Source organism: Enterobacter sp. BNK-13 (genome assembly GCF_048685015.1).
Classification (GTDB): domain Bacteria; phylum Pseudomonadota; class Gammaproteobacteria; order Enterobacterales; family Enterobacteriaceae; genus Enterobacter; species Enterobacter quasiroggenkampii.
Window position 1 is genome coordinate 850,907 of sequence record NZ_JBLQTP010000001.1, and the last position, 20,857, is coordinate 871,763.

Annotated in this window: 23 protein-coding genes; 9 read left to right on the plus strand and 14 right to left on the minus strand. The window is 53.1% G+C overall.

All coding sequences use genetic code 11. The annotated features are described in order from the left end of the window. The first annotated feature begins 69 nt into the window (after positions 1-69). On the plus strand, positions 70-1,230 hold the full coding sequence (locus ACMGGQ_RS03980) for a pyridoxal phosphate-dependent aminotransferase (protein ID WP_045909604.1): 1,161 nt from the start codon (positions 70-72) through the stop codon (positions 1,228-1,230). Here ACMGGQ_RS03980 and ACMGGQ_RS03985 read toward each other — a convergent pair whose 3' ends face one another. The 3 genes from ACMGGQ_RS03985 to citR all read right to left on the minus strand — a co-directional run bounded on the left by ACMGGQ_RS03985 (position 1,231) and on the right by citR (position 4,121). Beyond that, on the minus strand, positions 1,231-1,857 hold the full coding sequence (locus tag ACMGGQ_RS03985) for an IbrB-like domain-containing protein (RefSeq protein ID WP_420289632.1): 627 nt from the start codon (positions 1,855-1,857) through the stop codon (positions 1,231-1,233). It lies immediately after the preceding gene. After that, on the minus strand, positions 1,842-3,065 hold the full coding sequence (locus tag ACMGGQ_RS03990; RefSeq protein WP_420289633.1) for a phosphoadenosine phosphosulfate reductase: 1,224 nt from the start codon (positions 3,063-3,065) through the stop codon (positions 1,842-1,844). The genes ACMGGQ_RS03985 and ACMGGQ_RS03990 overlap by 16 nt, the downstream gene beginning before the upstream one ends. A 156-nt stretch (positions 3,066-3,221) precedes the next feature. Then, positions 3,222-4,121, minus strand: coding sequence for a DNA-binding transcriptional repressor CitR (gene citR, locus ACMGGQ_RS03995; protein ID WP_045909601.1), 900 nt, complete (start codon positions 4,119-4,121; stop codon positions 3,222-3,224). 675 nt (positions 4,122-4,796) lie between these two features. Between citR and ahpC the strand changes: the two genes are divergently transcribed. Together ahpC and ahpF are read left to right on the plus strand one after the other, a co-directional pair. Then, a complete protein-coding gene (ahpC, locus tag ACMGGQ_RS04000; RefSeq protein WP_008501015.1) occupies positions 4,797-5,360 on the plus strand; it encodes an alkyl hydroperoxide reductase subunit C in 564 nt (187 codons plus the stop codon). A gap of 188 nt (positions 5,361-5,548) precedes the next feature. Beyond that, complete coding sequence (gene ahpF / locus ACMGGQ_RS04005; RefSeq protein WP_045909600.1) at positions 5,549-7,114, plus strand: alkyl hydroperoxide reductase subunit F; 1,566 nt, start codon at positions 5,549-5,551, stop codon at positions 7,112-7,114. Positions 7,115-7,174: 60 nt separating this feature from the next. Here the strand turns inward: ahpF and uspG are convergent, their stop codons facing one another. Then, positions 7,175-7,603: a universal stress protein UspG gene (gene uspG, locus ACMGGQ_RS04010; protein WP_023310731.1), complete on the minus strand. Its 429-nt coding sequence runs from the start codon at positions 7,601-7,603 to the stop codon at positions 7,175-7,177. 180 nt (positions 7,604-7,783) lie between these two features. Here uspG and ACMGGQ_RS04015 point away from each other — a divergent pair, with 180 nt between their 5' ends. Further along, positions 7,784-9,022 carry a zinc-dependent alcohol dehydrogenase gene (locus ACMGGQ_RS04015; RefSeq protein ID WP_277718497.1) on the plus strand — a complete coding sequence of 413 codons (1,239 nt, stop codon included), beginning with the start codon at positions 7,784-7,786 and terminating at the stop codon, positions 9,020-9,022. A gap of 10 nt (positions 9,023-9,032) precedes the next feature. On the opposite strand, the gene yldA is transcribed toward ACMGGQ_RS04015, so the two are convergent. Then, positions 9,033-9,122 (minus strand): small membrane protein YldA, encoded by a 90-nt coding sequence (yldA, locus tag ACMGGQ_RS04020; protein WP_008501020.1) that lies wholly within the window; start codon positions 9,120-9,122, stop codon positions 9,033-9,035. Between the two features lie 139 nt (positions 9,123-9,261). Then, entirely contained in the window at positions 9,262-9,672 is a 411-nt protein-coding gene (rnk, locus tag ACMGGQ_RS04025; RefSeq protein ID WP_045261020.1) for a nucleoside diphosphate kinase regulator, read from the minus strand. A gap of 244 nt (positions 9,673-9,916) precedes the next feature. On the opposite strand from rnk, the gene ACMGGQ_RS04030 reads away from it, so the two are divergent. After that, positions 9,917-10,534 carry a flavin reductase family protein gene (locus tag ACMGGQ_RS04030; protein ID WP_045909598.1) on the plus strand — a complete coding sequence of 206 codons (618 nt, stop codon included), beginning with the start codon at positions 9,917-9,919 and terminating at the stop codon, positions 10,532-10,534. Here the strand turns inward: ACMGGQ_RS04030 and rna are convergent. Both rna and dcuC read right to left on the minus strand, forming a co-directional pair. Then, a complete protein-coding gene (gene rna / locus ACMGGQ_RS04035) occupies positions 10,528-11,337 on the minus strand; it encodes a ribonuclease I (RefSeq protein WP_048226076.1) in 810 nt (269 codons plus the stop codon). The two genes, ACMGGQ_RS04030 and rna, sit on opposite strands and share 7 nt — an antisense overlap. A gap of 94 nt (positions 11,338-11,431) precedes the next feature. After that, the gene (gene dcuC, locus ACMGGQ_RS04040; RefSeq protein WP_420289634.1) at positions 11,432-12,799 is read right to left on the minus strand and encodes an anaerobic C4-dicarboxylate transporter DcuC; all 1,368 of its coding nucleotides are present in this window, start codon (positions 12,797-12,799) and stop codon (positions 11,432-11,434) included. Positions 12,800-13,194: 395 nt separating this feature from the next. On the opposite strand from dcuC, the gene pagP reads away from it, so the two are divergent. Together pagP and cspE are read left to right on the plus strand one after the other, a co-directional pair. Beyond that, complete coding sequence (gene pagP / locus ACMGGQ_RS04045) at positions 13,195-13,812, plus strand: lipid IV(A) palmitoyltransferase PagP (RefSeq protein ID WP_080474221.1); 618 nt, start codon at positions 13,195-13,197, stop codon at positions 13,810-13,812. Between the two features lie 190 nt (positions 13,813-14,002). Beyond that, the gene (cspE, locus tag ACMGGQ_RS04050; RefSeq protein ID WP_002439184.1) at positions 14,003-14,212 is read left to right on the plus strand and encodes a transcription antiterminator/RNA stability regulator CspE; all 210 of its coding nucleotides are present in this window, start codon (positions 14,003-14,005) and stop codon (positions 14,210-14,212) included. A 219-nt stretch (positions 14,213-14,431) separates the two neighbouring features. Here cspE and crcB read toward each other — a convergent pair whose 3' ends face one another. After that, positions 14,432-14,815, minus strand: a complete 384-nt coding sequence (gene crcB / locus ACMGGQ_RS04055; RefSeq protein ID WP_024907010.1) for a fluoride efflux transporter CrcB — start codon at positions 14,813-14,815, stop codon at positions 14,432-14,434. 67 nt (positions 14,816-14,882) lie between these two features. On the opposite strand from crcB, the gene ACMGGQ_RS04060 reads away from it, so the two are divergent. Further along, positions 14,883-15,671 (plus strand): deaminated glutathione amidase, encoded by a 789-nt coding sequence (locus ACMGGQ_RS04060; RefSeq protein WP_045909594.1) that lies wholly within the window; start codon positions 14,883-14,885, stop codon positions 15,669-15,671. 125 nt (positions 15,672-15,796) lie between these two features. Further along, positions 15,797-16,000: a twin-arginine translocase subunit TatE gene (tatE, locus tag ACMGGQ_RS04065; protein ID WP_023310742.1), complete on the plus strand. Its 204-nt coding sequence runs from the start codon at positions 15,797-15,799 to the stop codon at positions 15,998-16,000. An 81-nt stretch (positions 16,001-16,081) separates the two neighbouring features. On the opposite strand, the gene lipA is transcribed toward tatE, so the two are convergent. From lipA to dacA, 5 genes are all read right to left on the minus strand, one after another. Then, positions 16,082-17,047, minus strand: coding sequence for a lipoyl synthase (lipA, locus tag ACMGGQ_RS04070; RefSeq protein WP_013097595.1), 966 nt, complete (start codon positions 17,045-17,047; stop codon positions 16,082-16,084). A 207-nt stretch (positions 17,048-17,254) separates the two neighbouring features. Further along, entirely contained in the window at positions 17,255-18,208 is a 954-nt protein-coding gene (locus ACMGGQ_RS04075) for a YbeF family transcriptional regulator (RefSeq protein ID WP_045909593.1), read from the minus strand. Between the two features lie 291 nt (positions 18,209-18,499). Further along, the gene (gene lipB, locus ACMGGQ_RS04080; protein WP_126534596.1) at positions 18,500-19,141 is read right to left on the minus strand and encodes a lipoyl(octanoyl) transferase LipB; all 642 of its coding nucleotides are present in this window, start codon (positions 19,139-19,141) and stop codon (positions 18,500-18,502) included. Between the two features lie 94 nt (positions 19,142-19,235). Beyond that, on the minus strand, positions 19,236-19,499 hold the full coding sequence (gene ybeD, locus ACMGGQ_RS04085) for a DUF493 family protein YbeD (protein WP_003858718.1): 264 nt from the start codon (positions 19,497-19,499) through the stop codon (positions 19,236-19,238). 106 nt (positions 19,500-19,605) lie between these two features. Continuing rightward, positions 19,606-20,817, minus strand: a complete 1,212-nt coding sequence (gene dacA / locus ACMGGQ_RS04090) for a D-alanyl-D-alanine carboxypeptidase DacA (protein ID WP_008501035.1) — start codon at positions 20,815-20,817, stop codon at positions 19,606-19,608. Positions 20,818-20,857: the final 40 nt, after the last annotated feature.

Below are 20,857 nucleotides of genomic sequence, written 5' to 3' on the forward strand. Positions count from 1 at the left end.
CTTGATTGCCAAAGACTAACATCGTGTTATAGTGGCAGCAACATAAGTATTACAAGCAGGCACAACACAATGAGCATTAACGCCTTGATTCCGCAAAGTAAACTTCCCAATCTCGGTACCACCATCTTTACGCAGATGAGCGCTCTGGCGCAGCAACACAACGCCATTAACCTTTCTCAGGGGTTCCCGGATTTCGACGGCCCGGCTTATCTGCAGGCGCGTTTAGCGTATCACGTTGCGCAGGGGGCAAATCAGTATGCGCCAATGACGGGCGTACAGGCGCTGCGGGAAGCCATTGCCGACAAAACGGCTGAGCTGTATGGCCATAAGCCCGATGCGAACAGCGACATCACGGTGACGGCAGGGGCGACCGAAGCGCTGTATGCGGCCATCACCGCGCTGGTGCGCGCGGGCGATGAAGTGATCTGCTTTGACCCGAGCTACGACAGCTATGCGCCTGCGGTTGAACTTTCCGGCGGCGTGGTGAAACGCGTGGCGTTACAGCCACCGCATTTCCGCCCTGACTGGCAGGCATTTGCTGCGCTGCTGAGTGATAAAACCCGTCTGGTGATCCTGAATACCCCGCATAACCCGTCCGCGACGGTGTGGCAGAAAACGGACTTCGCCGCGCTGTGGCAGGCCATTGCTGAACGTGAAATTTACGTGCTGAGCGATGAAGTTTACGAGCACATCTGCTTTGCAGAAGAGGGACACGCCAGCGTGCTGGCCCATCCGCAGCTTCGCGAGCGCGCTATCGCCGTCTCGTCGTTCGGTAAGACCTACCATATGACCGGCTGGAAAGTGGGCTACTGCGTCGCACCGGCCGCCATTAGCGCTGAGCTGCGCAAGGTGCATCAGTACCTGACCTTTGCCGTGAACACGCCAGCTCAGCTGGCGCTGGCGGATATGCTGCGCGCGGAGCCCGAGCATTATCGCGCGCTGCCGCGTTTCTACCGTGAACGTCGGGATCTGTTCGTGACGGCGCTGAGTAAAAGCCGCCTGGAAATTTTGCCGTCTGAAGGAACCTATTTCCTGCTCGCGGACTACAGTGCGATTTCCGATCTGGATGACGTCAGCTTTTGCCAGTGGTTGACAAAAGAGGTGGGAGTGGCCGCCATTCCGCTGTCGGTATTCTGCGCCGATCCCTTCCCACACAAGCTGATCCGTCTTTGCTTTGCCAAGCAGGAATCGACGTTGCTGGCGGCGGCAGAGCGTTTGAACACGCTCTGATTATTTCACCGTCCAGGCTTCGGAATAGCGACGGTCTGCAAACAGCGCCAGCAGACCGTTGATTTGCTTGAGGCGCAGCACCTCGTCGCTGTCCATTCCGAGCTCTTTGCCTATTCGCTCATCATTCCAGCCGAGCTGTGCCAGTTCGCGCACGATCTCTGACATGGCGTTAATCTGGTGCCGACCCCGCGCCCGGTTGTGACGGATCGTGGCGGCCATACGGTCATGCTTTTCCTGTCGGTCCTTGCGCAGGCAGGTGACGGGGAGATATCCCTTGAGCTGACGCTTCAGTGCCGCCCGATTTTTGCCGATTTCATGGCGGTGGAAACCATCCACAATTTCGTAATGTTGCGGTTCACTTTCCGTTACGACAAGAGGTTGGGTGAATCCATCGAGTTCCAGCGACCTGGTGAGCAGCCGTTTTTCTGGAGGGGCAACGTTATTGGGGTTGTAGTCGTTAGCGATAATCGCGTCCTGTTTGATCCAGAGCACGCAGTCTATCGGTTGCTCACGAAAAGGACTGTGTCGATGGATCGCTTCACGAAAGGCATTGATGGCGTTAATCCGATCCTCTTCGGAAAGTGACTGCAGGTACGTTTCGATCTCAGTAATTATTCTTTGTCGCATAAAATGCCCCACTCCTTGCGTTTCGCCTTCACTCTGTCGCTGTAGCGCTGATAATGTTTGGGTTTATTTGGGCTGAACGACAGCGCCCTGCACCAGTAGTCATTATTAAGTAAAACCTTACAAATACGGCGCCATGAGGGGATGTCTTTGGCGCCGATATCGCCCTCCTGCGTCTCGGGAATATCCGGCATGCCTCTCTTCTGATACCAGTGCAGATAGATCGCGATTTTATTGCGGTAATGCTCAGCCGTGTTTTGCGGCATGCTGTCCAGCAGGAGCATGGCGTAGTCGCGCCAGCCGAGGTGCCCGGGTTTGAGGATTTTGCGGTGGCCGTAAAAATGGTTGTCCTGCCCGGCGTAGATGCCGCCGCTGCGCACGCCGCTGACGCGCTCGCACATCACGGCCCAACGCTCGGGCTCGAGAACGTGATAGAGCCAGAGCCCCTGGCGCTGTTCCGGGCCGAAGGGTTCGCAGATGCGCATATAGCGCGGCGGGACGCCCGCCTGAAACATGAGGTTGTAGAGCGGGTTATAGCTGCACCCGGATTTTGCAAACCATGTCCAGATGTCTGCGGTTTTCCAGTCGTAGAGAGGATAGACGTACCACGCGTGCCCGCCGGGGGCGGTGGTTGTCCAGGGCTTATCGTCCGCGAAGCGCTGCTTGCGGTTGTTGGCGATGGTCAAAAACCGGTTGTAGGATTCATCGGCGCGGATGCCCACCAGCATGGCTGCCGGCCGGTGCAGGGCAAACCAGTCGGAAAACGAGCGGACAAATGCTTCAAAGGTCATTCCCGCCTGGTAAAAATCAAAATAATCGGCAGCGGTGATGGCGTCTTCCGGCGGCTGGCGCACCCAGCGTACGCCCGGCGCCCAGCACTGCCATTCCGGCTGATACTGTGAGAGCGAATTCTGCGTGGTCAGCGGAAGCGCCACCCAGTAAAAGTGCTCGATGACGTCCCGGTAGCATTCGCGTAGCGCATTAACGTGTTCAATGGTGCAGGAGAACTGAGCCTCCCAGTCAATAAACAGCACGCTGATTTTTCGCTTTTGCGCCCGGGCCATTTGCGCGGTGAGATGCAGCATGACGGTGGAGTCTTTGCCGCCGGAAAAGGAGACGCAGATGCGGGAAAAAGTAGCGAACGTCCAGTCGATGCGCGCCTGTGCGGCCTCCAGCACGTTAAGCTGCAGGGGATGTTTATACAGTGACATGTGCAATCTCTTCCTGAGGATGACTGTCGGGGCTTTTATTTACGCTAATTAAACATGAATAGTAAAGATATTAAAGCGAAACCGGAACAATGCGATTTATCCATGCCTGGATTGTTGCCCAAATGTAATTAAAAAGTATTCGGGCAATATCGGAAATTATTCCGCTTCGATTTTTTCAATGAATTGCGAAAACACGCTGCTGTTTAACGCTGAACGATTATATAGCATAAAAATATCTAATTTCGGAACCGTGAAAGGCAAGGCGACGCGCTTCAGGTTGAGAATGTCTTTATATCGCTCAAACATTGCGGTTGGAACAAAACCGACTAAATCACTCATGCCAATAATATTCATAATCGAAATCAGCGAGTCGCTGCGGAAGCAGAAATTCCGTTCCGGAAGGAGTACGTTCGACTGCTGCTGGAAGTCCTTTATGCCGTTCTCCTGGCTGCGCATCAGCGTGAATTTTTCCTGGCAGAGCTCCTCAAGCGTTGCGCTATCGCCAAGGCGGGGGTGCTCTTTGCAGCAGACCAGCTGTGCCGAAAACTGGATAAAGCGGGTACAGACGATAGAGCGGCTGTTAACCGGCGCAAAACTAAACACCAGATCGGCCTTGCGGTAGGCGAGCAGATCCTCGGCCGACTCAGGCGATAAGACCACATCATTATGTTCTATCTCGTAATTTCCGTCCGCAAGCAGAGACCTTAGCAGGTCGCCCAATCGCCCCTGGACCAGAATCTGCGGGCAGTAGATGACAAAGCTCTTTTTGATCTGCGCGTTATTCAGGATATTGATGGTCTGCTCAATATGATTAAGGTTTTCTTCCAGATGATGATGCAGGTTGATCCCCACGGTCGTCGGGGTGATGCCTTTACCCGAACGAATAAAAAGCGGGTCATTCAGCTGCGTACGCAGGCGTTGCAGAGACTGGCTCACCGCAGAGGGCGTGATATAGAGTGTTTCCGCTGCCTTGCTAATGCTGAGGTGCTGATAAATGCACTCAAAAATGACTAACAGATTGAGATCGAATTTTTTAAGGTCATAAAGATTTGCCATGGATCATCCTGAGTGTGTTGTTGTCATCTCATAACTGATAACTATAGTTCGAAGTTAATCATTTACAATCCTTGTGATTAACCTGCTTATTATATTTTGAATTCAAGCTTAATATATCACGAGGCTGGATTATTGAAATAGAACTTCAGCCGTTATTAAGATATTTTTATCTTTAAAACGTGCAGCGTTGTTCTCAAATAAGCACTACCGGTTATACATTTGCTGTGACGCATTATTGCCACTTTAGCGCCGGCTACCAGTCTGACCACTTATTGCAATCCATTCTCATTATTAATTCTCTCGTTATGTCGGGCAGACGCGGGCGTTATTCGGTAAAACCTATCGCAGCCATAGGGCGGAATGCCGGCGTGACGGATTGCCCAAACTGAAAACCGGTGCTGTAATCAAACCGCTGTTACGGCCTGATATAAGGTATGTAGAGCGCAACGCAACGCCAGTCCAGGCTGGCACTGAAAGTTCCTGTGGAAAGTTCAGGTATCAGGGCCGCCCACCAGGGCGGCCTTTTTACGTTCAGGCTTTCCGTTAATTCAGTTCACAACGTTGTCTTGTTGGTGTTGTAAGGTTTGGCTGATTGATTTGATAAAGCATACGCATTAGCCCCGATGGATAAAGTTGGTTACCTTACATCTCAACGAAAACACGGAGGAAGTACAGATGTCTTTGATTAACACTAAAATTAAACCTTTCAAAAACCAGGCGTTCAAAAACGGTGAGTTCATCGAAGTAACCGAGAAAGATACCGAAGGTCGCTGGAGCGTCTTCTTCTTCTATCCGGCTGACTTCACCTTCGTTTGCCCGACCGAACTGGGCGACGTGGCTGACCATTACGACGAACTGCAGAAGCTGGGCGTAGACGTTTACTCTGTGTCTACCGATACCCACTTCACCCACAAAGCGTGGCACAGCAGCTCTGAAACCATCGCCAAAATCAAATACGCGATGATCGGTGACCCGACTGGCGCCCTGACCCGTAACTTCGACAACATGCGTGAAGATGAAGGCCTGGCGGACCGCGCGACCTTCGTCGTTGACCCGCAGGGCATTATCCAGGCTATCGAAGTTACCGCTGAAGGTATCGGCCGTGATGCGTCTGACCTGCTGCGTAAAGTGAAAGCAGCGCAGTATGTCGCTTCTCACCCAGGCGAAGTGTGCCCGGCTAAATGGAAAGAAGGCGAAGCAACGCTGGCGCCATCTTTAGACCTGGTCGGCAAGATCTAAGTCTGTAAAGCCTGGCGGCGCTGCGCTTGCACAGGCCTACAGTATCGTAGGCCGGGTAAACGAAGTGCCACCCGGCAATCAATGGGCGCCCCCCGCGCCCATTTCATTCCAGCACCATGATGCAAGTTGCATTCAGGCCGCCTGTGTAAGGCAGCTTGCATGATGACGTTTTAAGAGAGGGAAGAATAATGCTCGACACTAATATGAAAACCCAGCTCAAGGCCTACCTTGAGAAACTGACTAAACCCGTTGAGCTGATTGCCACGCTGGACGACAGCGCGAAATCGGCAGAGATCAAAGAACTGCTGGCTGAGATCGCCGAACTGTCGCCAAAAGTGACCTTCAAAGAAGATAACTCGCTTAACGTCCGTAAGCCTTCTTTCCTGATTACTAACCCAGGCTCTGAGCTGGGGCCGCGTTTTGCCGGCTCACCACTGGGGCATGAATTTACCTCGCTGGTGCTGGCGCTGCTGTGGACCGGCGGTCATCCGTCGAAAGAGGCGCAGGCGCTGCTGGAGCAGATCCGCGATATCGACGGTGATTTTGAGTTTGAAACCTATTACTCGCTCTCCTGCCACAACTGTCCGGACGTGGTGCAGGCGCTGAACCTGATGTCGGTCCTCAACCCGCGCATCAAGCACACGGCAATTGACGGCGGTACCTTCCAGAATGAAATCACCGATCGCAACGTGATGGGCGTTCCGGCGGTGTATCTGAACGGTCAGGAATTCGGTCAGGGTCGTATGACGCTGACGGAAATCGTCGCCAAAGTGGATACCGGTGCTGAAAAACGTGCCGCAGAAGCGCTGAACAAACGTGATGCCTATGACGTGCTGATCGTCGGTTCCGGCCCTGCGGGCGCGGCGGCAGCGGTGTACTCTGCACGTAAAGGGATCCGTACCGGCCTGATGGGCGAGCGCTTCGGTGGCCAGGTACTGGATACCGTGGACATTGAAAACTATATCTCCGTGCCGAAAACCGAAGGCCAGAAACTGGCCGGCGCGCTGAAGGCGCACGTCAGCGATTACGACGTAGACGTGATCGACAGCCAGAGCGCCAGCAAGCTGGTACCTGCTGCGGTTGAGGGGGGGTTACACCAGATTGAAACCGCCTCCGGCGCGGTGCTGAAAGCACGCAGCATCATCATTGCCACCGGTGCGAAATGGCGCAACATGAACGTCCCGGGTGAAGATCAGTATCGCACCAAAGGCGTGACCTACTGCCCGCACTGCGACGGCCCGCTGTTCAAAGGCAAGCGCGTGGCGGTGATCGGCGGCGGAAACTCCGGCGTGGAAGCGGCTATCGACCTGGCGGGGATTGTTGAACACGTCACCCTGCTGGAGTTCGCGCCAGAAATGAAAGCCGACCAGGTGCTGCAGGACAAAGTTCGCAGCCTGAAAAACGTCGACATCATACTGAACGCACAGACCACGGAAGTGAAGGGTGACGGCAGCAAGGTGACAGGTCTGGAATACCGCGACCGCGTGAGTGGCGACGTGCACAGCGTGCAGCTTTCAGGGATCTTCGTGCAGATTGGTCTGCTGCCAAACACCACCTGGCTGGAAGGCGCGATTGAGCGCAACCGCATGGGCGAAATCATCATTGATGCGAAGTGTGAAACCAGCGTGAAGGGCGTGTTTGCGGCGGGCGACTGCACCACCGTGCCGTACAAACAGATCATTATCGCCACGGGTGAAGGGGCGAAGGCGTCTCTCAGCGCGTTTGACTACCTGATCCGCACCAAAACCGCATAAGAAAAGAAAGTAAGGCTACACCTGCAATAGCGAGAGGCCACCGAAAGGTGGCCTCTTTTTTTATCTGACGACCATCACCGGTATATGCGTGTGGCGGATCACGCTGGAGGCGTTAGATCCCAGCAGATGCGTAGTAATGGAAGGGTTGCGCGAACCGATGACCACCACGTCTGCTTTCAGCTCGTTCGCCAGTTCATTTACCGCATCACGTACGCTGCCGAATCTGACGTGCGTTTTGATCCGTGAAGGGTCGATGCTGAAGTGGCTGACCATGGTTTGCAGGCGCGTTTCCGCCTCGTGCTGCAGATGCTCTTCGAAGCGGCGCACATCGGCAGCAAAGCGGTGCAGGCTCAGGCTGGCGGAGCCCGGGAGCACGTGCAACAGATGGATGACCCCGTCCTGCTGCGCCAGGAACTCCGCGTGGCGTACGGCCTTGTCGCTCAACTCCATCTCAAAAACATCAACCGGCATAATGATTCTCTGATACATACCCGTTTCTCCTTGTTTATAAACGCTGTACTCATTCAACCACAAAATAGTCATGGTTTCTGTAAGCGCCCCGTCAGTTTTCTTATCTTGCCAGGATAAATCTCAAAAGAACCGTATTCACGGGCAGACCTTCAGGGGTAGCTACCCTTATACACTTACCTGGAACCTTTCGGAGGTCGCATGAAAGCACTTACGTATCACGGTCCACACCATGTTCGCGTCGAGAATGTCCCCGACCCCATCATCGAACAGCCCGACGATATCATTCTGCGCGTGACGGCCACGGCTATCTGCGGCTCCGATTTGCATCTCTACCGCGGAAAGATCCCGAAGGTGCATCACGGCGATATTTTTGGCCATGAGTTTATGGGGGAAATCGTCGAGTGCGGTGCAGAGGTAAAGAATTTGCAAAAAGGGGATCGCGTGGTGATCCCTTTTGTCATCGCCTGCGGAGACTGTTTCTTCTGTCGTCTGCAGCAATACGCGGCCTGTGAGAATACCAACGCCGGGCAGGGTGCTGCACTGAACAAAAAGCAAATCCCCGCGCCGGCCGCGCTGTTTGGCTATAGCCACCTCTACGGCGGTGTGCCGGGGGGACAGGCGGAATACGTTCGCGTGCCAAAGGGGAACGTCGGGCCGTTTAAAGTCCCGCAGCTTCTTTCTGATGATAAAGCACTGTTCCTGTCCGACATTTTACCCACGGCCTGGCAGGCGGCAAAAAATGCACAGATTGAAAAAGGCTCAAGCGTAGCCGTTTTCGGCGCCGGGCCGGTGGGGCTACTGACCATTGCCTGCGCGCGGCTGCTGGGGGCTGAGCAGATCTTTGTCATCGATCACCATCCGTACCGGTTGCGATTTGCCGAGGCACGATACGGCGCAATTCCCATCAACTTTGATGATGATAACGACGCCGCGGAAAAAATCATCGAGCAGACCGCGGGCCAGCGCGGCGTTGACGCTGTGATTGATGCGGTAGGGTTTGAAGCGAAAGGCAGCACCACGGAAACGATCCTCAGCAATCTTAAAATTGAAGGCAGCAGCGGCAAAGCGTTGCGTCAGTGCATTGCTGCCGTGCGGCGCGGCGGGGTGGTCAGCGTACCCGGCGTATACGCAGGGTTTATCCATGGCTTCCTGTTTGGCGATGCCTTTGATAAGGGGCTGACGTTTAAGATGGGCCAGACGCACGTCCATGCCTGGCTGGGGGAACTGCTACCGCTGATCGAAAAAGGGCTGCTTACGCCGGAAGAGATCGTGACCCATTATCTCCCCCTTGCCGATGCGGAGCGTGCCTATAAGATTTTCGAAAAACGGGAGGAGGAGTGCCGGAAGGTGATTCTGGTCCCGGGGGCAGACACGCCCGAAGCCGCAGAGCAGACCGTTAAGGGACTGGTGAATGCCTTCCCGGGTGGGGTGGCCTGAGAATGTTCGCTTACCAGTGACGTTCAAGATAGAGCACAGCCGTGACGATAATCGCCACAAAAATCAGAAAGATAAGTGTGATAACGCCTATCTCACTCATGACCGTCCCCGCGGCACCAAAACAGATTAAGCGTGGATTAAGGCCATTTTGCGCGGTATAGGAAAATCGGGTGAATTTGCGGAAAGAGGATGCGGCTGCATCCTCTGTGCAAAGCGGGTAGGTGCTTATTCAGAAGAGATTAACGCAGGTAATCGCCCGCGGCTTCTGGCTGGTAGAGCAGCTCCAGCACTTCCAGATGGGTCGAGGCACCGCCCGGCAATTCCCAGTGGATCGTATCCCCCGTACGCAGCCCCAGCAGTGCGGCACCCACAGGGGCCAGAACAGAAAGCTGTGCGCTGCTGTCGGTCATCTGAGCGGGGTAAACCAGCGTACGGGTCAACTCTTCACCGGTGGTCAGGTTACGGAATTTCACCTGGCTGTTCATGGTGACCACGTTATGCGGCATCGTCTCAGGCGTGCACATCTGTGCCCGGTCGAGCTCCTCATTCAGGGCGTCGGCCACGGGGAGCGAGGCGAACTCCGCTTTTTCCAGCAGCCTGTCGATACGTTCTGCGTCGAGCTCATTGATGATAATGGTAGGTCTGGACATTTTTTACTCCATGTCGTTAATGCTGCGTCTTACGCAGAAACTGATCCAAAAGAAAACCCTCGCCGTCTGGCAGCGAGGGTTTAACTCTCCCGATGATACTGGCTGAGCGCGCAAGTTTGAAGTGATGAAAGTCACATTCATGGGCCATATGAATTTTGCTGAAATTATTCAGTCTTCATTCCTGGCGGAATACGTTACGCTGAGTGTCCTGAATCCGGGCGTTGCCCGCCAACGAGAGAGAATTATGTACTTCTATCAACCGTCTCAGGGGCACGGCCTGCCGCATGACCCGCTGAACGCCATTATTGGTCCGCGTCCGATAGGCTGGATCTCCTCATGCGATAAGGCCGGTCAGCTGAATCTCGCACCGTACAGCTTCTTTAACTGCTTTAACTATCGCCCGCCGATCATCGGCTTTTCCAGCAACGGCTGGAAGGACAGCGTGCGTAATATTACTGAGACAAAAGAGTTTGTCTGGAATCTGGCAACGCGCGATCTTGCCCAGGCGATGAATCAAACCTCCGCGATGCTTCCCCACGACCGGGATGAATTTAGCTTTGCCGGGCTCACGCCAGCGGCCAGCCAGCTGGTGAACGCCCCTCGCGTTGCAGAAAGCCCGGTGAATTTTGAGTGTCGCCTGTCGCAGTGCATTCAGTTGACGGGGGCTGACGGTACGCCGGTGGACACGTGGCTGGTGCTGGGGGAAGTGGTCGGTATCCATATTGACGAAACGCTGCTGGAAGAGGGGATATACCAGACGGCGAAAGCGCAGCCCATCCTGCGTGCGGGTGGGCCGACGGCGTACTATGGCATCAGCGATGAAAACCGGTTTGATATGGTGCGCCCAACGGTGGATCAGTAGCCGGCTTTATCAATCACAAATTGTTTACCGCAGTTACCCGGATGTGGCTGCGGGGCAAATGAGGTCGCAGAAAGCGGGTTGTTAATGGTGTCTGCCTTCAGCGAAATCTGCATCTCAGTCAGATAAGCCGGGTTGCCGCTGCAGGTCAGCTTGAACGCTTTGACGTTCTCGTTGCCCCAGCTCCTGGCCACGGCACTGTCAAAATCGCTGCGAGTGACGGTTTTCCCGTAGTGACCGGCAAGGAATTTACCGACCGCACTGTTTTTAATTTCCTGATTCATCCGCACCATCGTGCCGAAATAGGCATCGGGATCGAAACCAAAGCAGACGCCGTGTTTAGCGTATTCGTAACGCTCCAGGCAGGAGTTACCGCCCGCGCCCGGCATCACGTCGTTGAGCTTTGCGGCAGCGGAAAGCGACAGCCCGGTTTCGGCGGCTTCGCATTTGCGGCTGGCCTTCACTTCCGGCATGTTCGGAATGGGGCGCGTGGCGCAACCAAAACGCATCCAGCGACGCTCATCTACCCCGCGTGCGGCAATGGATTTCGGCAGGCCGGGCCATAACCCGTGAACGGTCAGAAAATCGGCTTTATTTTCGCGCTCTTTTTGCAGGCGACATTCGTCAGGTTCATTGCGGTTGCGCTCGACCATGCTCTGGCAAAACCCGGTTTGCCAGGACAGAGCCAGCACATAGCGATCGAAATCGCCATACTGGGTTGCCTTGAGCGGTTCTGCCTGTGTGGAGAAGACACAGAGTGCAAGCGCGATTGCGCCGGACGGGATAACAATATCCTTCCTGAACATATGATTTCCTGATCGAATGAGCGTGATTAATTTCTGGGGGTTATTAAAGCACAAAAAGCGCCCGCAGGCGCTTTCTGGATATCCCTAATTTAGGTTAGGCTGCGCCGGGAACCAGCACCTCCGTGGCGATAATTACGATAATTAGCCCAACCAGAACGGGTACGGAGGTGCGTTTTACCACTTCGAATGGGGAGATTTTTGCCATCCCGGCAACGGCAACCACCACGCCTGATACCGGGGAGATGGTACGGCCCAGGTTTGACGCCTGCAGCATGGGAATGGAGAGATAGGCCGGGTTAATACCGGAGGAGTGAGCCAGTTTCGGGATCATCTCAACGAAAGCGTAGAAAGGCGCATTACCGGAACCGGTGGTCATCGCCGCCAGCATGGTGAGTACCACCAGGACCAGCATCAGGATAATACTGGCCGATCCGAACGAGGTGGCGATAGAGATCAGGCTCTGGATAAAGCCGATGGTGCTCAGACCCTGAGCAAAAACGCCCGCTGCCACCAGCAGCATCACCACGCCAGCGAAGGCATCCGCCATGCCGCGATAGGCCACTTCCAGACCCGAGAACACCTTTTGCGTGTTAAAACCACGCACAAATTCCAGCACGGCAGCCAGCAGCATGCAGATCACCAGAATGGTGATAATGTGCAGCTGCGGGCCCCATTTGCCGTCAAAAATCAGCACCCCAATAATCGGCGTGAAGGGCAGAATGGCATAAAACGCGGGAGCGGTGGTGGTGATTTCACTCACGTCCATCATTTCATGGCTGATGTTTTCTTTCTTATCGAGATAGCGCTGCCAGAAGAAATGCGCGATACCCATGCCGACAATGGTAACAATGGAGATCGGCAGCGTGGTTTTAAAGGCGAAGTCGATGAGCGACATCTCCGCAGCCTTTGCCGCCAGCACGACGTCGCCGGAGGTCGGAGAGAGAATAATCGCAGCCGGAGACGCGCAAATGGCTGCTGCCGCGCCGCGGCTGATACCAACGTTCACCATGACCGGGAACAGCGTGGCCATCAGCAGTACGCCAAGTCCGGTAGCCGACGAAACGGCCAGTGACATCAGGCAGGCGAGGAAATAGGCGGCGACCATCAGCAGATACGGCGAGTTGATGTATTGCAGGGGTTTGGAGGCAAGCTTAACGACCATGTCGTTGGCGCCGATATGAGTCATGTAGGCCGCAAAACCGCACAGCATCATGATCATCATACCCAGGTCACCGCCGCGGCTCATGAGCAGTATTTTAATATATTCCACAATATCGGTGGCGGTGTAGCCGGTGCTGGTTGTGCTGGCAGGCAACACCTGATGCCCCATCAGTGCGCTGATAATCAGCAGCGTTAAACCGCCAACAAATAATACGCCCGTGGCCGAGTAGCCTTTAATGATGTAGCGTGCGACACCGACAATGACGACGACTCCAATAAGGAGCTCGAATAACGTAAGCATGATTTCCCCTGTATCTCTGCTGCTATGGAGCACAAAAAATCAATAAAAAAAAGAAGGATGAAAATGTGCCGAATAAATGGCCTGTTCTTGCTGATTAAAATCAATAAACAGACGACTAGAGAGCAGAACAACCGTGTTTTTGCCATGGCTCATACATTTATGCCATGCGGGTCTTGACCGTCAGAAATAGCGCAATATGTCCTTACAATGATAACAGATTGTTAATATTTTGTATAATGCGGCATGTTGCTGATAAAGAAGGTGAAACAGGCTAAAGACCCACCCTGTATGTGCTTATTCGACCTTACTGTCCGGTTTTATTAAGAATATTCCCGGAAAAAGGCCGAATAATTAGGAATAACGCTGATGCCGTTAAGCTTTGATTCAACTATTTTATGGTAAACTTTGCCTCGAATACTAAGAATGGTAATTGCATTGTGATCGTACGTAATACATTTTTCTCAATTTTATTGTTTATTTTTGGGCAGTTAACGTTTTCTTCTGTTGCACAGGCAGAGGACAACGCGACGGATAAAGGATGGTTCTCAACCTTTACGGATAATGTCTCCCAGACCTGGACGTCGCCGGAACATTATGATCTCTATGTTCCGGCAATAACGTGGCATGCGCGTTTTGCATATGACAAAGAGAAGACCGATAAATACAACGAGCGTCCGTGGGGCGCGGGTTTTGGTCAGTCGCGCTGGGATGAAAAGGGAAACTGGCATGGCATCTATCTGATGGCCTTTAAAGACTCCTTTAATAAATGGGAGCCGATCGGAGGCTACGGCTGGGAGAAAACCTGGCGCCCGCTAGCCGACGAGAACTTTCATGTTGGGTTAGGCTACACCGCGGGGGTCACCGCGCGTGACAACTGGAACTACATTCCGATCCCGGTGCTGCTGCCTTTGGCTTCTATCGGCTACGGTCCCGCAACGTTCCAGATGACCTACATTCCGGGCACGTATAACAACGGTAACGTTTACTTCGCCTGGATGCGTTTTCAGTTTTAACTGAAAAAACGTCATAGTCTGGTGAAAAAACGTGCAGGCGTTGATTCACAAACGATAAAAATCGGCCAGTGAAAATTAACGCGACTTTAGTCACTTTTTATCAAAGATCCGCTGGACAAAAGGTCTCACAATTGATGTACTGGTAACCGACACAGCATTTGTGTCGTTTTTTAATGTAAAGGTAATTTTGATGTCTAAGATTAAAGGTAACGTTAAGTGGTTTAATGAGTCCAAAGGATTCGGTTTCATTACTCCTGAAGATGGCAGCAAAGACGTGTTCGTACACTTCTCTGCAATCCAGTCTAATGGTTTCAAAACTCTGGCTGAAGGTCAGCGTGTAGAGTTCGAAATCACTAACGGTGCCAAAGGCCCTTCTGCTGCTAACGTAATCGCTCTGTAATTCAGACGCGTCAGCAAGAATTTCAAAACCCGCTCACTGAGCGGGTTTTTTTCGTTTTGAATCAGCCAAGCAGATACATTTTCAGGAAGCTTGCAACGATCAGCACGCTCAACAACACCATGCCTGCGCTCATCAGACTCTGTTTCATTCTGTCACCCTCGTTCAGTACTGCACTCAGAGTGACAGAGAAAAATTAAGCCAACATTAACGGTCCGTCTGTTAATGCGTGCTTGCGGAGGAAAAGAGCCAAAATGCGATCCCCGTCATCGCAAACGAGCCGAGCATGTTAATTGCGATATTCGCCAGCGCCCAGCCGATACGGCCTTCCTGAAAGAGAAACACCACTTCCGCAGAGAACGTCGAAAAGGTGGTTAATCCGCCGCAGAATCCGGTGGTAATCAGGACTTTCCACATTGGGTCAATGTGCGTCATTCGGTTAAACCAGGCCAGCCCCATGCCAATGATAAAGGCACCAATCAGGTTTGCAGCCAGTGTCCCCATGGGAATCGCCTGATGCAGCGGGTTAAACCGCATACTCAGAAACCATCGCGCAACGCTACCCGTCCCCCCACCAATAAAAACGGCTAAAAGTAGTTGTAACACGCTAAATACCTGCTATTTGATGTGTAAGAGAAGCGAGTTTAACGCCGTTTATGATGAGGGGACAAATATGTATGTTGCGGTAGGGCAATTTGCGGTCACGCCAGACTGGCAGGCGAACGCGATAACATGCGTCAACCTGATGATGCAGGCCCGGCAGAAAGGCGCGTCGCTGCTGGTGCTTCCTGAGGCGCTGCTGGCCAGGGATGATAACGACCCGGATTTATCGGTGAAGTCTGCGCAACCGCTGGACGGCGAGTTCTTGCAGCAACTGCTCGCCCAGAGCATGGGCAATACGATGACGACGATCTTAACGATCCATGTTCCCTCCACGCCGGGCCGTGCAGTGAATACGCTGGTGGCGATTCGCGGCGGAGCCATTGTTGCACGGTACGCCAAGCTGCATCTCTATGATGCGTTCAGCATTCAGGAGTCGCGGCGCGTTGACCCCGGAGACAGTATCCCACCGCTTCTGGAGATTGACGGATTCAAGATCGGGCTGATGACGTGCTATGACCTGCGTTTTCCGGAGCTGGCGCTCCATCTGGCGCTGCAAGGCGCGGACGTACTGGTATTGCCTGCCGCGTGGGTCAAAGGACCGTTAAAAGAGCACCACTGGGCAACGCTGCTGGCGGCACGCGCGCTGGATACCACCTGCTATGTTGTTGCTGCAGGAGAGTGCGGCACGAAAAACATCGGGCAAAGCAGGGTGGTCGATCCGCTGGGTGTGACGATTGCCGCCGCTGCGGAAGCGCCGGATTTGCTGGTGGCGGAGATAAACATAGACAGAATTGCGCTTGCACGTCAGCAATTACCTGTTCTTCGCAATCGTCGGTTTGCGCCACCGCAATTATTGTGATGTTTTTTTCAACAATGCTTGATTCACCTTGTTACAGATTGCTATTGTGTGCACGCGCTAAATGACCGTTAATACAATCAGGTTTTGGCGCTGAATGCAGCCTGTTTTAAGTAAAGAAGGTATCTATGGGTGAGATTAGTATTACCAAACTGCTGGTGGTTGCCGCACTGGTCGTCCTGCTGTTTGGTACCAAGAAGTTACGCACGCTGGGTGGTGACCTGGGGGCTGCCATCAAAGGCTTTAAGAAAGCGATGAACGACGATGATGCAGCCGCGAAGAAAAGCGCTGAGGATGACGTCCCGGCAGATAAGCTTTCTCACAAAGAGTGACAGCAACGCCTGAGGGCATGCGAAAAAAAACCGGCTCATGAGGCCGGTTTTTTTGTATTACTGTAAATGAATATTACAGCTTTATTTAACTTCTTCGCCTTTAGCCTGCATATCGGCATGGTATGAGGAGCGAACGAATGGGCCGCAGGCTGCGTGGGTGAAGCCCATCGCCATCGCTTCGGCTTTCATTTCATCAAACTCGTCCGGGCTCACGTAGCGCTGTACAGGCAGGTGGTGACGGCTTGGCTGCAGATACTGGCCCAGGGTCAGCATGGTCACACCGTGGCGGCGAAGATCGCGCATCACCTCGATGATTTCATCGTTAGTTTCACCCAGACCCACCATCAGGCCTGACTTGGTCGGAATATGCGGATGCGCTTCTTTGAAACGCTCCAGCAGTTTCAGAGACCAGTTATAGTCAGCGCCCGGGCGCACCTGACGATAGAGACGCGGCACGTTCTCCAGGTTGTGGTTAAACACATCCGGTGGCGTCGCGGTCAGGATATCCAGCGCGCGGTCCATACGGCCGCGGAAGTCAGGCACCAGCGTCTCGATTTTGATGTTTGGGCTTTTCTCGCGAATGGCCGTAATACAGTCAGCGAAGTGCTGCGCTCCGCCGTCGCGTAGATCGTCACGGTCAACGGACGTGATAACCACATAGCGCAGCGCCATGTCGGCGATAGTCTGCGCCAGCTTCTGAGGTTCGTTAGCATCAGGTGCGACCGGACGGCCATGAGCAACATCGCAGAATGGGCAGCGGCGGGTACAGATCGCACCCAGAATCATAAACGTCGCGGTACCGTGATTGAAACATTCAGCAAGGTTCGGACAAGAGGCTTCTTCACAAACGGAGTGAAGGCCATTCTTGCGCATCGCCGCTTTGATCCCCTGAATACGCGAAGAGTCGGCCGGAAGTTTGATTTTCATCCATTCCGGTTTTCTTAACAGCGCCTCGCGCTCTGTAGCCACGTTTTTAACCGGGATAAGGGCCATTTTATCGGCATCGCGGTATTTAACACCGCGTTCCATCACAATGGGTTTACTCATAGCGTGCGTGTTCCAGTTGCGAATATCGAAGGAAAGCGTTTCAATTCAAGGGAATGTTGTATTTATCAACTATTTTTGAACGAACGACAGGCAGTATATCATTGAAACGGTCGTTAAAGCAGCCTGCCAGATCGCCAATTTGTAAAATAGTTGTTGTTTTGTGCCTTTTGCCCTGCCTGTCACAGGGGCTTATGCTGGCTCAACCTGTCAGAAGGCCTGACGGATAATGCGGATGACGTTTTCCAGGACCGGATCGCGCAAACTCAGCTTGTTGTAATGCAGTGAAATCTCAACTGATTCCGCATTAAGCTGACTGAGGGGAATGCTGTCCAGCGGCCAGCACTTCCGGAGCAGGTTATACAGGCGTGATGGCATCACGCACAGCATATCGCTGCTGCCAATCAGAGAGGCAGTGGTGAACATATTGTAACTGCTGAAGCTGATCTGACGTTCCGGGAAAATTTCATCAATACGCTGACGAAGGGCATGGTTAGACTGCCCTTCGGTCATAAAAGACGAGTGGTCGTAGTTGCGCAGGTTTTCGAGGGTCAGCGGTTCGCTGAGAACCGGATGCTGCTGCCGGCAAACCAGTACCAGGTTGTCCGTATAAAGCACATTTTGCCCCAGCGCTCTGGCGCTGAAGCTGCCGCTTTCAATAATCAGGTCCGTCTGGAACTGGGCAAGCTGAACGTCAGGTTCATGGAGAGGCACATTGCGAAGCAGGAGCTGCGGAGCATGCTCTTTCACGGCCTGGAAGATCGCAGGCATGACCAGCACACCCACAGAAGGGGAACAGCCGATGGTGATGGTTCTCTGCTTATCGTAGCTCCCGGTTAAATCCAGTGCGCCCAGAATCGACTCCAGCCCCTGGCTGATGTACTCATGGAGATGCGTGGCGTAGGCCGTCGGCGTTACCCCCTGGCCCTTACGGATAAATAACGGGTCAGGAAATATAGCGCGTAGCTTTTGGATGGACTGGCTAATTGCTGATGGCGTGAGATTAAGAATTTTCGCAGCGTTAACGATACCCTTATGGACATATACTGCCTCAAAAATAGTCAGTAAATTGAGATCAATATTACGTAAAGTCCGAAAAATTTGCGGCTTGTCTTCGCCACCAGGTTCATTCAGTCGTTTGGCTGGTAAATTATTATACTCCACGCTTTCACTCCGTATACATTCACAATATGAATGATAGTTGAATTTATTTATTATGCTTGTAGAGATTCGTAAAGTGTTGGTTTTGTTTCACTTGTTTATCAAAAGCAAACACTTGTGTGATAATTGCTCACGTTACTTATGCCGTGTTTGCCGTGCTTGCTGGAGGCTAAATAATATGTAGCGGTAATATTCGGGCGCTTCGAAAATATAGAATCTGTTGATTATTGTAAAGTGCAAAAACGGTAAATAAACGGTGGCCCGCCAAATTAGCGAGCCCTGTTGTAGGATATATTAAGCAGGGATATATTCGTGCGGGGGATTGTTAAGTAGTGCTAACACGTTCTTCAAAAGCACGGGACGAATAGTGTCTGGCGTAGCGGTTTCAACCCACTGGCGCACTTGCGTCATTTCCATACCGGCGTAGCCGCAGGGGTTTATGCGCTGGAAAGGGGCAAGATCCATATTAATATTCAATGCCAGGCCGTGGAATGAGCAGCCTTTACGAATACGCAGCCCCAGAGAGCAGATCTTCATTTCCCCAACGTAAACCCCAGGCGCATCGGCACGCGGATGCGCATCAATACTATATTCCGCCAGCGTGTTGACGACGGTTTGTTCCAGTAGGGTAACCAGCTCACGGACGCCCAGCTTTCTGCGCTTCAGATTGAGCAGGACGTACATCACCTGCTGCCCGGGCCCATGGTACGTGACCTGGCCGCCGCGATCGCTCTGGATAACCGGGATATCGCCCGTCATTAATAAATGTTCTGCTTTTCCCGCCTGACCCTGCGTAAAGACCGGCAGGTGTTCGACCAGCCAGATCTCATCGGGGGTTGTATCATCGCGTGAGTCGGTGAAGTCATGCATAGCCTGGGAGACAGGCTCGTAAGGTTGCAGCCCGAGGTGACGGACCAGAATTTTATCCTGATACAAAACTGCGTCTCCGAAGACGAGGGACAAAAGGTATGCGGGAGTATATCACAGCGGGGAGAGGGGTTACCCGGCAAACCGGGTAACCGCAAAGGGACTACAGCACCATACGAACGATTTCGATATTGCCGAGCTCTTCGTACAGCGTCTCAACCTGCTCAATGTGTGTCGCAGTGATGGTAATAGAAACCGAGTGGTAGTTGCCCTTGCTGCTTGGTTTTACTGACGGAGAGTAGTCACCCGGCGCATGGCGCTGTACCACTTCAACCACCTGATCAACCAGCTCAGGTTTCGCCAGACCCATTACTTTGTAGGTAAATGGGGTAGGGAATTCAAGCAGTTCGTTAAGTTTGGTTTTCATGTCAGCTCCGGCGTAACGTCAAAAAATAATAACTCCCACGTCAGGTGGGAGTTATCAGGATACTTAGTATATGGGGATCAAAATCACACTTTCAAGTGTTCAATTTTTAACCAAACCAGTGGTGGAACATCAATTTAATGTAATCAATGATTTTGCCGAAGAAATTGCCTTCAGGAATTTCTTGCAGGACCACCAGCGGACGCTGATCGATCGTTTTACCATCCAGCTGGAAGTTGATGGTACCCACAACCTGGTTTTTCTGCAGCGGGGCGTGCAGTTCGGTGCTGTTCAGTACGTAGCTGGCTTTCAGATCCTTCATACGACCGCGCGGAATGGTCAGGTACAGGTCTTTATCAACGCCGAGAGAAGCACGGTCGTTGTCACCGAACCAGACGGGTTCAGACGCAAACTCTTTGCCTGCTTTCAGTGGATTCACGGTTTCGAAGAAACGGAAGCCCCAGGTCAGCAGCTTCTTGCTCTCTGTTTCGCGGCCTTTAAAGGTGCGACCCCCCATCACGGCAGAGATCAGACGCATCTGGCCTTCAGTGGCGGAGGCGACCAGGTTGTAGCCCGCTTTGTCGGTGTGACCGGTTTTGATGCCGTCAACGTTCAGACTGTTATCCCACAGCAGGCCGTTACGGTTGGTCTGACGGATACCGTTGAAGGTGAACTCTTTCTCTTTATAGATAGAGTACTCATTAGGGACATCGCGGATCAGCGCCTGACCAATCAGCGCCATATCACGTGCGGAGCTGTACTGACCGTCTGCGTCCAGGCCGTGTACGGTCTGGAAATGGCTGTTTTTCAGACCCAGCGCGTTCACGTAGCTGTTCATCAGGCCCACGAAAGCATCCTGGCTACCGGCGGCAAAATCGGCCATCGCCACGCAGGCATCGTTACCCGACTGCAGGTTGATACCGCGAATCAGCTGGGAAACAGGAACCTGCATACCCGGTTTCAGGAACATCAGAGAGGAACCTTTAAAGACCGGGTTCCCGGTCGCCCACGCATCGTTACCGATGGTGACCAGATCCGTTTCTTTGAATTTACCTGCCTTCATCGCCTGGCCGATAACGTAGCTGGTCATCATTTTGGTCAGGCTGGCCGGGTCACGGCGGGCATCGGCATTCTGTTCTGCCAGCACTTTGCCAGAGTTGTAATCGATCAGGATGTAGGATTCCGCGTCGATTTGCGGAACGCCAGGGATCATGGTCTTGATATTCAGGTCATCGGCGTGAGCTGCAGAGAGCGCAGCCGCGCAAAGGGCCGTGGTCAGCGCCATGCGCTGCACAAAACGAGCAGAAAAAGTGGTCTTCATGGTCAGAACTACGACATCCGTGATGGAATTAAAAAAAGTG